The organism is Vreelandella lionensis (assembly GCF_044543515.1).
GTDB classification, from domain to species: domain Bacteria; phylum Pseudomonadota; class Gammaproteobacteria; order Pseudomonadales; family Halomonadaceae; genus Vreelandella; species Vreelandella lionensis.
On the sequence record NZ_JBITWC010000023.1, the window covers coordinates 23,535 to 36,131 of the forward strand.

The window sequence follows — 12,597 nt, forward strand, 5'->3', positions numbered from 1 at the left end:
GGTGCTCGCATCGCGTGGTGCCTTTCGGTAGTATGTGCGGCTTTTCTCGCATCAAGGGACGCATTCAGCGTAAGCGCGAAGGATAAAAACTAAATGAAATCACTGGACAACTACTTCAAGCTCACAGAGCAGAAGACCAATGTAAAAACGGAAGTGATCGCCGGGATTACAACGTTTCTTACCATGGCGTATATCATCTTCGTTAACCCAAGCATTCTCTCGGAAGCGGGAATGGATTACGGCGCTGTGTTCGTAGCCACCTGTTTGGCCGCGGCGATTGGCTGTTTCGTGATGGGCCTATGGGCCAATTATCCGATCGCTCAAGCGCCGGGTATGGGGTTGAATGCCTTCTTTACCTACGGCGTGGTGCTGGGTATGGGCTACACCTGGGAAGCGGCGTTAGGGGCCGTCTTCTTCTCCGGTTTGACCTTTTTCCTGCTGAGTATTTTTAAAATTCGCGAATGGATCATTAATTCTATTCCGCTCTCTTTACGTTTGGGCATCGCGGCGGGTATCGGCCTTTTCCTGGCAATGATTGCACTGAAGAATGCCGGTATTGTCGTGGCAAACCCGGCAACCTTTGTTGCCCTTGGTGACCTATCAGAGCCTGCGCCGCTTTACGCGCTGCTGGGCTTCTTCGTGATTACCGCGTTGGCTTACCTGCGTGTTACTGGCGCCGTTATGATCGGCATTATTGGTGTCACCGTGCTGGCCATGGTGCTGGGTCACAATCAGTACGGTGGCATTATGTCGATGCCTCCTTCGATTGCACCGACGTTCATGGCGATGGATCTGGTGGGCGCGCTAGATGTAGCCATGCTCAGCGTTATCTTCGCTTTTTTGTTTGTCGATCTGTTTGATACGTCCGGTACGCTGGTAGGTGTTGCTCACCGTGGCAAACTATTGGATGAAGACGGCAAGCTGCCGCGTATTGGTCGTGCCATGATGGCAGATAGTACCGCTTCGATGGCTGGCGCCGCGCTGGGTACCTCCACCACGACCAGCTATATCGAATCAACCGCAGGTATTGTATCTGGTGGGCGTACTGGCTTAACGGCCGTTGTGGTGGGCGTACTGTTCTTGATCAGCCTATTTTTCGCGCCGCTGGCAGGTTCTATTCCGGCTTATGCAACGGCGGGTGCGCTACTGTATGTAGCGGTACTGATGGCGGGTAGTCTTGCACATGCGAATTGGGAAGATCCCACCGATGCTGCTCCGGTACTCATTGCTGCTCTGGCCATGCCGCTGACCTTCTCTATTGCCGAAGGCATCGCGCTGGGCTTTATCAGCTATGTGGCGATTAAGACGCTGTCGGGCCGTTTTGAAGATCTGAACCCGGCGGTGGTTGTACTGGCGCTGCTATTTGCGGCGAAATTTTTATTCCTGGGTTAATTACCCGACCTTTGACTAATCAATGAGAGACGCGATGAGCATCTACGGCGATTACATTAAGTCCGTTATTCGCACGGTTCCTGACTGGCCAGAGCAGGGGGTGAACTTTCGTGACATTACCCCACTGCTGCAGAACAGCGCTGCCTTTCGTAAGCTGATTGATAGCTTCGTGCACCGCTACCAGGAAATGAACTTGGATGCCATCGCGGCCATTGACGCCCGTGGCTTTATTATCGGTGCGCCGCTGGCGTATGAGTTGGGCTGCAGCTTTGTGCCGGTGCGCAAAAAAGGCAAGCTTCCGTTTAAAACCATCAGCGAAACCTACACGCTGGAGTATGGCCATTCAGAAGTAGAGCTGCATGCTGATGCGTTCCAGGAAGGCGACCGGATCCTGTTAATGGACGACTTGATTGCCACTGGTGGCACGATGCTGGCAGCCGCGAATTTGATTCAGCGCTGCGGTGGGCAGGTGGTGGAAACAGCCACTATCATTGATCTACCTGAGCTGGGTGGTTCTCAGAAAATTCGCGATGCGGGCTATAGCGTATTCGCGGTCTGTTCCTTTAACGAAGACGAGTAACTCCCCATGAGCAGCGAACGCTACCATCAACATTTCACCGTCTCTTGGGACCAAATTCACCGCGACGTGCGCCAACTTTGCCATCTTTTAATCGAACGTGATTTTAAGGGCATTGTGGCGATTACTCGCGGCGGCTTGATTCCGGCTGCGCTGATTGCTCGCGAACTGAATATCCGTTTGATTGATACCGTGTGCATCAAAAGTTACGACCATATGGATCAAGGTGGTCTGGATATTATGAAAGGGGTGGATCACGACGGTGACGGCTGGCTGCTGGTTGATGACCTCGTCGATACGGGAAAAACTGCACGCGCCGTACGCGAAATGCTCCCAAAAGCGCACTTTGTCACGATTTACGCTAAGCCAGAGGGTCGCCCTTTGGTGGATCAATACCTGACCGAAGTGGCTCAGCAGTGCTGGATTCAGTTCCCTTGGGATATGGGCATTGCCTACGTAGAGCCTCTCGCTGACCAAATGAAGAAGTAATATGGCTAACCCGCTACCTGAAGACTGGAGCCAGTGGCTGGGGCAGGATTTTCAGGCTGACTATATGTCCGCCCTGAAAGCATTTTTGGCCGCAGAGAAAGCGGCTAAGAAAGTGATCTACCCTCACTCCTCAAACTGGTTTCGCGCCTTTGAATTAACGCCGTTCTCCTCGGTGAAAGTGGTAATTCTAGGGCAGGATCCTTACCACGGGCCTAATCAGGCCCATGGGCTCTGTTTTTCGGTACAGCCGGGCGTGCAAGTGCCGCCGTCGCTGGTCAATATCTACAAAGAGTTGGCAAGCGATGTCGGTTTTACCCCAGTGCGTCATGGCTTTTTAGAGTCGTGGGCGAAGCAGGGGGTGCTGCTGCTGAACACAGCGCTTACCGTTGAGCAGGGCAACGCCGCGTCGCATCGTGGTAAAGGTTGGGAGCATTTTACTGACCGAGCGATTGAAACCGTGAGTCAGCATGCAGAGCCCTGCGTTTTTTTGCTGTGGGGTAGCCATGCTCGCCAGAAAAAAGCGCTCATCGATACCTCTCGCCATTTGGTACTTGAGTCACCACACCCGTCGCCCCTGTCGGCGCACCGTGGTTTCTTTGGTAATCACCACTTTTCGCGGGCGAATCAATTCTTGCAGGAGCAAGGGCGGACGCCAATTGAGTGGCAATTGCCCGAAACCCCTTAACCTGATGGTCAGTTGCGGGTAGAATGGCGCGCAATTTTGTAAGCATGTCGATGCGACCTAGGTCGCCATCCTGAATCCCCTGCAGTGAGGAAGTCCCATGAGTGTCTACGCCATTAACCATCCGCTTGTTCAACATAAGCTGGGATTGATGCGCGAAGCTGATTTGAGCACTAAGAGCTTTCGTGAACTGGCAGGTGAAGTGGCTAAGCTTTTGACCTATGAAGCAACCAAAGGTCTGGAGCTGGAAGACCATGAGATTCAAGGTTGGAACGGCGAGCCCATTGCGACCCGTCGTTTGAAAGGTAAGAAAGTCACTATCGTGCCGATCCTGCGTGCCGGGCTAGGCATGTTGGAGGGCGTAACGGATTTAATCCCTAGCGCACGGGTAAGCGTTGTTGGTCTTTACCGGGATGAAGAGACGCTTCAACCGGTACCTTACTTCGCTAAATTCGCCAACGACATCGAAGAGCGCATGGCGATTGTGATTGATCCGATGCTGGCGACTGGTGGTTCGATGGTGGCCACGTTGGATATGCTGCGTGAGCGTGGCTGTGAACATATGAAAGTGATTGTCTTAGTTGCTGCCCCTGAAGGGATTAAACGGGTGCAAGATGCTTATCCTGATGTAGAGATTTACACCGCGTCGGTAGATGACCGACTCGATGAGAATGGCTACATCGTCCCCGGTTTGGGAGATGCCGGCGATAAGATTTTCGGAACGCGTTAAGCGCTCCGCCTCAAAAGGCCCCTTACGCTTTGCGTTGGGGGCATTTTTTTGCCTCCGTTACTAATAACCGACCCCCAGGAGTGGTGTGATGACAAACAGTGCTGGTCAAGAGTCGTGGCCTAAAATGCTGCTTACCGGCGCGCAAATGCTGTTCGTGGCCTTTGGTGCGCTTGTGTTGGTTCCGCTATTAACCGGGCTAGACCCCAGCGTGGCGCTCTTTACCGCCGGGATTGGCACGCTGGTGTTTCATAGCGTGACCAAACAAACGGTGCCGGTGTTTCTAGCTTCTTCCTTTGCATTTATTGCTCCTATTCAAGGCTCAATCGCCAGTTTTGGCGTTTCTGCCACGCTGGGTGGCCTGATGGCCGCGGGCCTTGTCTATGTTGCCATTTCCCAGGCGGTGCGCTTGAAGGGCACCGCCTGGTTGCATCGTTTGCTGCCTGCTGTCGTGGTGGGCCCAGTGATTATGGTGATCGGTTTAGCGCTAGCGCCAGTCGCGGTCAGTATGGCAACCGGTGAAACCAGCGATAATATTAGCTATGGGCAAGCTATTTTTCTCTCCATGGCCAGTCTGTTAGTAACCTTATTGCTCGCGGTGTTTGGCCGTGGGCTGCTGCGTTTAGTGCCGATTATAGGCGGCATTGCAACGGGGTATGCGTTGGCGCTGATTATGGGGGTGGTTGATTTTACTCCGGTGCGTGAAGCGGCTTGGCTCTCTATCCCCAACTTTACCGCGCCGAGTTTTCACTGGGCGGCCATCCTGTTTATGATTCCAGTGGCCATCGCTCCCGCCGTTGAGCATATTGGCGATATGGTGGCGATTGGCTCGGTGACACGTAAAAACTATCTTGAAAAACCTGGCTTGCACCGCACGTTACTGGGCGATGGCTTGGCAACGACGGCAGCAGCCCTGTTCGGTGGGCCGCCTAACACGACCTATTCAGAAGTTACCGGTGCTGTGACGCTAACCAAGGCATTCAATCCAAAATATATGATTGTGGCTGCCATTATTGCCATCATCCTTGCCTTTGTTGGCAAATTGGGGGCGCTGCTGCAGACAATTCCTGGGCCGGTCATGGGTGGGATTATGACGCTGCTATTCGGCTCTATTGCCGTAGTGGGGATGAATACCCTGGTGCGCGCAGGTCAGTCGCTTACTGCGGCGCGTAACCTAGTGGTGGTGTCACTTATTTTGGTGTTTGGTATCGGTGGTATGCAGTTTGGTGGCGGGCAATTCACTTTGCAGGGCGTTAGCTTAGCCGCTTTGGTAGGCATTGCGTTAAACTGGTTATTGCCCGCAGAAAAAGAGGATGAGTAACCCGTGGCGCGAATGGTGACTTATGAGTGATGCCCTACGATGCTCGTTTCCCGTATTAGGGGTGGCAGCCTGGAGTGGGACCGGTAAAACCACGCTGCTAGAGCAGCTGTTACCTCTACTGCGCGAAAAGGGCCTTTCGGTAGCGGTGATTAAACATGCCCACCACCAGTTTGATGTGGACCAGCCGGGTAAAGACAGCTACAAGCTGCGTAGCGCCGGGGCCACCCCTATGCTGATTGCATCGCGCCAACGTTTTGCACTGATGCAGGAAACGCCAGGGCAGGAGGAGCCTGATTTAGCCTATTTGCTTACCCTAATGGCGCCGCATCACCCTGATTTAGTGATCGTTGAAGGCTTCAAGGCATGGCCTATTCCCAAGCTGGTGCTTTACCGGGAAGGGATTGGCGATCCGGCTATTTTAAGCGATGAGTGGGCGCAGGCGGCTGCGCTTACTGCTGAGCCGCCGGTGGCTCTTAGGCCATCGGTGGCTCGCTTGGATTTAAATAATTGTGAAGAAATTGCTCGCTGGGTAAGTGAGTGGGCCGACCAACAACGCCGCACTCTGGCTTGATGATGAAAAGGTGACACCATGCAGTTAACCCACCTAAACGCGCACGGCGAAGCGAATATGGTTGATGTCGGCGATAAGCGCGAGACCCGTCGTGAGGCTGTTGCCTCTGGGCGAATCGTGATGCAGCCCAATACTCTGCAGCTATTAAGCGATGGGGCGCTGCCCAAAGGGGATGTACTCGCAACAGCGCGTATTGCGGGTATTCAAGCAGCGAAGCGAACTCATGAACTGATTCCGCTCTGCCACTCGCTGGCGCTCTCCAAAGTAGCGGTGGATTTCGATATTGACCATGCAAATGGCTGGGTGAATGTATCGGCCATGTGTCGCTTGAATGGGCGCACGGGCGTCGAGATGGAAGCGTTGACGGCCGTTTCGGTTGCCTGCCTGACGCTTTACGATATGTGTAAAGCCGTTGATAAAGAGATGCGCATTGAAGCTGTGCAGCTCGACAGCAAGCGAGGCGGATTGCGTGGTGACTATCAGCGGGAGCGTGAGATGGTCACGCCCATTGTCACCGGTGAAGGCGCAGTGGGAGAGGTAAGCTTAGGTGAGCGCTGTGCCTCGCCCTGTGTGCGCGTCAAGTTTTTGGCAGAGCTGCGTGAGCGGGTCGGTGAGAGCGATCTGGCCATTGGGCTTGATAAGCTGCCAAGCCGCGATGTGGCCGGGCTAAAAGCTGCGCTTAGCGCCCAGGATGCACGCTTTTCTGTGCTGGCTGATCAGCGCACTCTATGTGCCATTAACCAAGTGATGGCAAATGATAGCGCTCGTATCACTGATGATGACGAAGTGGCCTTTTTTCCACCGGTAACGGGAGGCTAAGCCGTGTCTGTTAGCGAGCCGACATTGCCAGATATCGCGGTAGAAGTGCAGTCCGCTCCGTTTTCAATGGCGTACGGCTATGAGAGCGCGCTGCGCCAGCGCACCGACATTGGTGCGATTGTGACGTTCACCGGGTTAGTGCGAGATTTTAACGAGACGCCCGACGTAACGGGGTTAACCCTTGAGCACTATCCAGGAATGACCGAGCGCACCTTAACGCAAATTGCTGAGCAAGCCTGGCAGCGCTGGGCGCTGCAGGCGGTGCGCGTTATTCATCGGGTGGGCGACTTATCCCCGGGCGACCCTATCGTTAGAGTGCTGGTGGCAAGCGCGCACCGCCGCGATGCGTTTGAGGCCTGCGATTTCATTATGGATTATTTAAAAACCCAGGCGCCGTTTTGGAAGAAAGAGCACTCCAAGCAGGGGGCGTACTGGGTTAAAGAGCGCCACACCGATCAGCAGGATGCTGAACGCTGGTAACACCTGTGTTTAAGGCTCGTCGTTTAACTCTTCGATGGTCGGCATTTCAGCGGCCATGATCTGCAGGTGCACGTCTGGCATATGTTGTAAGTGGTTAGCCAGCCAGTGCACCAGCCTTGGCTGCAGCGCATGGCGCAAATCAGCCAAGGTGTCTGCCTCAATCTCTTCTAGCTGCTCATCCAGCCACTCGCTGAAGCTATCTTCATCCATAGGGCTTGCGCCGTTGGCGTCAAGCAGCAGACGACCAATACGACACCATCCCGTTTCTGTTGCTGCTACCGGTAGCGCTAGAAACAGACTGCCACGACGGGCAGTGGGATGGCTGCTCTCAAGGCCAGGGTGAGGCACGACGCTATTTTGGTTAACAATGCAAGGAGGCTGTGGGTAGCGCGTTTCGCAGCGCAGCCCTTGGTGGTCAAGCACGATCATATCGCCATTCACCGGTGCTAGCGGCGCTCTGATACCTAGCTCCTCAGCAAGCGCTTGGTGCGCCTCCTGATGGCGCGCTTCACCATGTACCGGCAGTAGCATTTTGGGCCTAACCCACTGGTAGAGCTTTTTCAGTTCTTCCTGAGCGGGGTGGCCGGTTGCATGAAGCTCGGGGTGGTTCATTTCGTCGAACAGCGTGACATCGAGTTGCAATAAACGTTTTTTAAGCTGCTCGATAGGGCGCTCATTGCCTGGAATTGTTTTGGCGGAAAAAATCACACTATCGCCGGGTTCCAAGTCCACAAAGGGGTGTCGACGCTGCGTCAAACGCTGCAAGGCAGCGCGAGGCTCGCCTTGGCTACCGGTGGCAATAATCACGACCTCCTCCGGTGGCAGATAGCCCAAATCATGGGGTGGCACCAGGGGGGGAAAGTCATCCAGATAACCAAGGCCGCTAGCGACACTGACCATGCGCTCCATTGAGCGGCCCATCAAGCTAACGCGACGGCCACACGCTTGGGCCGCTAAGCCAATGGCCAGTACGCGCGCTAGGTTGCTAGCAAAACAGGACACTACCACACGGCCTTTACACGCTTTCAATGTGGTGGAAAGCGCCTTGGCAACATCCCCCTCGCTGCCCGACTGCCCTGGCATTGGCGCATTGGTCGAGTCACCTACCAGAAGATCCACCGGCGCCAGTGCTCTAAACTGGGCAGCGTTCACGGGGGCGCCAATCAGTGGGTTGGGGTCGAGTTTCCAGTCGCCGGTGTGCAGTATGCGGTAATCACCCGCCTGCATCATGATGGAGCAGCTTTCGGGGATGGAGTGGGTAACACTCAAGTAGCGCAGTGTAAATGGCCCGCTCTCCACCGCATCGCCTGGTTCAATCACTTCAATGGAGGCGCTGCTGAGCTGGTGTTCGGCGAATTTGTAACGCAATAGCCCTGCCGCGAGAGGAGTGGCAAAGATAGGGCAACCCCATTTGGGCCATAGCCACGCCACCGCCCCAATATGATCTTCATGACCATGGGTGATAAACAGCGCCTTAGGTGTGATCTTCAGCGCCTCTAGGGTATCGGTATTAGGTACTTGCAGCGGCGAGTTGGGCAGGTCTTGGCGAATCATCATGCCGCAATCTACGGCGATCCACTGGTCGTCGTATCCATACAGCGTAAGATTCATTCCAATTTCACCACATCCACCTAGCGGGAGTAGGCGCAGGGGCGGGCGACGACGGGGACGAAGTTGAACGCGGGATGGATGCATCAGTTATGAAAAGCCTAGAAAGTAATTCCTTAACTATACGGGAAGCGGGGGGCGGGTAACAATCATCGCGGCACCTGACCACGGTGCTTCCTCATCGTGCTTACGGTACACTACCGCCGCTAATGTGGTTTACCTGCTGGTAGGCAGGTGCTTGGCGAGCGTGCCGTTAAATACGTTAAGAGTGTTTGTTATGTCTCATTACTATCGTTTAGTTGTTTCCTGCCCAGATCAAGTGGGCATCGTGGCGCGTGTCTCAAGTTTTATTGCTCAACAAGGTGGCTCAATTACCGAAGCCAGCCAGCACTCTGACTTAGAGACTGGCCGCTTTTTTATGCGTTACGAGATTCTGGCGGATTCTCTGGGTATGTCGGCGGAAGCACTGCGCACGTCGTTTGAGCCGGTGGCGGCTGAATTTGATATGCAGTGGTCGCTGGTGGATACCCAAAAGCGCCGCCGTGTGGTGTTGATGGTGTCTCGGGAATCCCACTGCCTGGTGGACCTTCTCTACCGCTGGCAGGCAGGTGAGTTGGATTGCGATATTGTCGGCGTTATCTCTAATCACGATGATATGCGCTCGCTGACTGAATGGTATGGCATCCCTTACCATCATGTACCAGTTGACCCGGCTAATAAACAAACGGCTTTTGAACAGGTGCAGGAGCAGATTGATGCTGCCCGCGCTGACTGCATAGTGCTGGCGCGCTATATGCAAATTCTGCCGCCTTCGCTTTGCGAACGGTATGCAGGGCGCGTGATTAACATTCATCACAGCTTCTTGCCTTCCTTTGCGGGTGCCAAGCCGTATCATCAAGCCTATGAGCGCGGCGTGAAACTGATTGGGGCAACTTGCCACTATGTGACAGAAGAGCTGGATGCGGGCCCTATAATTGAGCAGGACATTCACCGGGTCAGCCACTGTCACACGCCTACCGATTTGGTACGTTTTGGTCGCGATGTGGAAAAAGCGGTATTGGCGCGGGGGCTGCGTTGGCACCTAGAAGGTCGCGTGCTAATTCACGGCAACAAAACGGTCGTTTTTAGCTAATCGGCAGAAGGGGACGCTATGTCATTTGCACAAAGCGTATTGGCACCGTGGGCACTCGTGATGACGTGGCTTTTATCGTTGGGTGTCATCGTCTGGTGCTTATGCCTGCGCCCCTGGCGGCCACTACTTGAGGATACAGCGCTTCAGCACCGCTGGATGGCAGCTACGTTGGCCGTCATGTTGATGTGGCAATTGCGTGCGCAAGCGGTGGACTGGTTAACTCTTCACTTGGTGTTTACGGTGCTGATGACGCTAGTCTTTAAAATGCCGCTGGCGTTGATCAGTAACGTGATGATTAATGTCGCCATGGTGGCTATTGGCAGAAACGATTGGTCGCTAATGGGGGCAAATGTGCTGGTGACAGGTATTGTGCCTGCGATCGTGACCGGTTTTGTATGGCGAATCGTTGACCGTCGGTTGCCTGATAATTTGATGGTGTTTTTATTTGCTTGTGGCTTTTTTGGAACGGCCTTGGCGACCTTAGGGGGAGGGCTATCTGCTGTTGCGCTGATTATCGTAGCGGGCACTGATCCCGAGGCCGTCTATCTCGCCCAAGAGTATGCCCGCTTTTTACCGTTACTGATGCCGTCAGAGGCATTTATAACCGGTATGCTGCTGAGTATTTTGCTGGTGTACCACCCAAACTGGGTGGCCACCTTTAATGACCACCGCTATATCGACTTGCAGTAGCCTGCCTTACAGGTTGGGCAACTAGCCAAGCGCTTGCCCATTACCACCGCGAATGACACCAACACCCACGCCTTCAATATCAAGCTGCTGAGTGCGTAGGTCGATCTCAATTGGTGCGAAATCTGCGTTCTCGGCAATCAGTGTTACTTGATGCCCCTGGCGTTTAAAACGCTTGACCGTTACTTCGTCTTCTAATCGTGCTACGACAATTTGCCCATCGCGAACGCGGTCAGTGCGATGCACGGCCAGAAGGTCGCCTTCAAGAATGCCTACATCTTTCATGGATAGGCCGCGCACCCGTAGCAGGTAATCTGCTTTAGGCGTGAAGTACTCAGCGGGCAGCGGGCAGTAACGGTCAATATGTTCAGCCGCAAGGATAGGGCTGCCAGCGGCGACCTCACCAATCACAGGAAGCCCATTGGGCAACGGCTCATTAGTAGCAGGTGCTGCAGCCGCTGGCGTTTCATTAAGCTCCTGCGGCTCCTGGTTAGGTAAGCGGATGCCCCGTGATGTATTGCGAATTATACGAATAGCGCCTTTGCGCTCGAGCGCACGCAAATGCTCTTCTGCTGCGTTAGGCGAGCGGAATCCCAGCGCTTTGGCAATTTCGGCGCGGGTAGGGGGGTAGCCAAGCTCACCCATGGTCTTAACAATAAAATCAAATACGTGCTGCTGACGTGCTGTGAGTGGACGCGACATACCAAACTCCAAAACAGTGAAAAGACAGTAGCTACATGTCGGCTTAATCAGTATGTGTTTAAGTATACAGTATGTTGCTCTGTCCAGTACATGACGAGTTACACCCAACCGAGCCAGCCGTTAAGTGTCCAGTTAACGCTTACTACCATTTGGATAAGAGATTGAGCCAGCAGGGGTTATGACATAGTATTCAGCCATGTTTAAAACACCTGTTTTTTGGAGGGCGCTATGGCCCAATCGGATACGGTAACGCGTATTTTAGATACTGCAGAGGTACTGTTTGCAGAGCGAGGCTTTGCCGAGACGTCGCTGCGCAATATCACCAGCAAGGCCCGGGTTAATTTGGCGGCCGTGAACTACCACTTTGGTTCCAAAAAAGCGCTAATTCAAGCGGTGTTTTCCCGCTATCTCGATCCATTTTCAGAGCGCTTTCACACCGCACTGGACGAGCTAGAAGCTCACTATCAAGGCCAGCCTATTCCTCTAGAAGTGCTGTTAGAGACCATGGCCACTACGGTACTGGCAGTGCCCGCCGAACGTAATAGCCTGAAGGTATTTATGCGGCTACTAGGGTTAGCCTACAGTCAGGCGCAAGGGCATCTGCGTCGCTACATTCAGCAGCAGTATGGCGATGTATTTACCCGTTTTACCGAGCTGGTGCGTAAAGCCACGCCTGAGCTGCCGGACGCCGAGCGCTTTTGGCGGCTACACTTTATGCTAGGCACAGTGATATTTACGCTTTCGGGACTGGATGCCCTGCGTGATATTGCTGCAAAGGATTATCAAGAGCAGGTGACGGTGCGTGACCTTGTGCGGCGGCTACGTCCAGTCGTTGTTGCTGCGATGAACGCGCCGCTACCGGCTGCGGTTGAAGAGGGAAACCATGGCAACGCCCAGGCTAGCTGAATTACCGCCTTCCCAATCTGGTTGGGTGGAGATTGACACCCAGCGGCAGCGGTTGCGCTGGTGGCAGGGAAAGGAAGTGAGCTATGAGTGCGCGATCTCCACTGGGGTTGCTGGCGTAGGGCAGCAAGAGGGTAGCGGCCAAACACCGCTGGGCTGGCACTATGTCCGTGCGTCTATCGGCAAGGGCTTGCCTGATAATGCGGTATTTCGTGGTCGCCGATGGACTGGCGAAGTATTTTCGCCTGAATTGGCGACAAATTACCCTGAGCGAGACTGGATTCTAACGCGCATTATGTGGCTCTGCGGTCTTGAGCGCGGCGTTAACCGTGGCGCTGATGTGGACTCCCAGCGGCGCTACATTTATTTGCACGGCACGCCTGAAGAACAACCGATGGGGGTGGCTGCCTCTCACGGCTGCATACGCCTGCGAAATCACGATTTACACTACCTGTTTGCACACGCCCAACCCGGTACGCCGGTTTGGCTGCATTAAGCCCACTTCCG

Annotated in this window: 15 protein-coding genes; 13 read left to right on the forward strand and 2 right to left on the reverse strand. The window is 54.3% G+C overall.

What is annotated here, in order from left to right:
• The first annotated feature begins 93 nt into the window (after positions 1 to 93).
• The 9 genes from ACIGG6_RS14225 to moaE all read left to right on the forward strand — a co-directional run bounded on the left by ACIGG6_RS14225 (position 94) and on the right by moaE (position 7,058).
• Complete coding sequence (locus tag ACIGG6_RS14225; protein ID WP_399845255.1) at positions 94 to 1,392, forward strand: NCS2 family permease; 1,299 nt, start codon at positions 94 to 96, stop codon at positions 1,390 to 1,392.
• Between the two features lie 34 nt (positions 1,393 to 1,426).
• Entirely contained in the window at positions 1,427 to 1,972 is a 546-nt protein-coding gene (locus ACIGG6_RS14230) for an adenine phosphoribosyltransferase (RefSeq protein ID WP_044628303.1), read from the forward strand.
• A 6-nt stretch (positions 1,973 to 1,978) separates the two neighbouring features.
• Positions 1,979 to 2,458: a xanthine phosphoribosyltransferase gene (gene gpt, locus ACIGG6_RS14235; protein ID WP_044628302.1), complete on the forward strand. Its 480-nt coding sequence runs from the start codon at positions 1,979 to 1,981 to the stop codon at positions 2,456 to 2,458.
• A gap of 1 nt (position 2,459) precedes the next feature.
• A complete protein-coding gene (gene ung, locus ACIGG6_RS14240; RefSeq protein WP_399845258.1) occupies positions 2,460 to 3,143 on the forward strand; it encodes a uracil-DNA glycosylase in 684 nt (227 codons plus the stop codon).
• Between the two features lie 97 nt (positions 3,144 to 3,240).
• A complete protein-coding gene (gene upp / locus ACIGG6_RS14245; RefSeq protein ID WP_044628300.1) occupies positions 3,241 to 3,870 on the forward strand; it encodes a uracil phosphoribosyltransferase in 630 nt (209 codons plus the stop codon).
• A gap of 88 nt (positions 3,871 to 3,958) precedes the next feature.
• Positions 3,959 to 5,188: a uracil-xanthine permease family protein gene (locus tag ACIGG6_RS14250; RefSeq protein ID WP_399845260.1), complete on the forward strand. Its 1,230-nt coding sequence runs from the start codon at positions 3,959 to 3,961 to the stop codon at positions 5,186 to 5,188.
• A gap of 22 nt (positions 5,189 to 5,210) precedes the next feature.
• A complete protein-coding gene (mobB, locus tag ACIGG6_RS14255) occupies positions 5,211 to 5,759 on the forward strand; it encodes a molybdopterin-guanine dinucleotide biosynthesis protein B (protein WP_399845261.1) in 549 nt (182 codons plus the stop codon).
• Positions 5,760 to 5,777: 18 nt separating this feature from the next.
• Positions 5,778 to 6,578: a cyclic pyranopterin monophosphate synthase MoaC gene (moaC, locus tag ACIGG6_RS14260; protein WP_062360390.1), complete on the forward strand. Its 801-nt coding sequence runs from the start codon at positions 5,778 to 5,780 to the stop codon at positions 6,576 to 6,578.
• Positions 6,579 to 6,581: 3 nt separating this feature from the next.
• On the forward strand, positions 6,582 to 7,058 hold the full coding sequence (gene moaE, locus ACIGG6_RS14265) for a molybdopterin synthase catalytic subunit MoaE (protein ID WP_074210515.1): 477 nt from the start codon (positions 6,582 to 6,584) through the stop codon (positions 7,056 to 7,058).
• A gap of 9 nt (positions 7,059 to 7,067) precedes the next feature.
• Here moaE and ACIGG6_RS14270 read toward each other — a convergent pair whose 3' ends face one another.
• Entirely contained in the window at positions 7,068 to 8,669 is a 1,602-nt protein-coding gene (locus ACIGG6_RS14270) for a ribonuclease J (protein ID WP_399845262.1), read from the reverse strand.
• A 274-nt stretch (positions 8,670 to 8,943) separates the two neighbouring features.
• Here ACIGG6_RS14270 and purU point away from each other — a divergent pair, with 274 nt between their 5' ends.
• Positions 8,944 to 9,798, forward strand: a complete 855-nt coding sequence (gene purU / locus ACIGG6_RS14275) for a formyltetrahydrofolate deformylase (protein WP_399845265.1) — start codon at positions 8,944 to 8,946, stop codon at positions 9,796 to 9,798.
• A gap of 18 nt (positions 9,799 to 9,816) precedes the next feature.
• Entirely contained in the window at positions 9,817 to 10,488 is a 672-nt protein-coding gene (locus tag ACIGG6_RS14280) for an energy-coupling factor ABC transporter permease (protein ID WP_399845268.1), read from the forward strand.
• A gap of 21 nt (positions 10,489 to 10,509) precedes the next feature.
• Here the strand turns inward: ACIGG6_RS14280 and lexA are convergent, their stop codons facing one another.
• Entirely contained in the window at positions 10,510 to 11,187 is a 678-nt protein-coding gene (gene lexA, locus ACIGG6_RS14285) for a transcriptional repressor LexA (RefSeq protein WP_253504217.1), read from the reverse strand.
• Positions 11,188 to 11,415: 228 nt separating this feature from the next.
• Between lexA and ACIGG6_RS14290 the strand changes: the two genes are divergently transcribed.
• The gene (locus ACIGG6_RS14290; protein ID WP_044628292.1) at positions 11,416 to 12,093 is read left to right on the forward strand and encodes a TetR/AcrR family transcriptional regulator; all 678 of its coding nucleotides are present in this window, start codon (positions 11,416 to 11,418) and stop codon (positions 12,091 to 12,093) included.
• A complete protein-coding gene (locus tag ACIGG6_RS14295; RefSeq protein WP_399845271.1) occupies positions 12,071 to 12,586 on the forward strand; it encodes a L,D-transpeptidase family protein in 516 nt (171 codons plus the stop codon). The genes ACIGG6_RS14290 and ACIGG6_RS14295 overlap by 23 nt, the downstream gene beginning before the upstream one ends.
• The last annotated feature ends 11 nt before the right edge of the window (positions 12,587 to 12,597 follow it).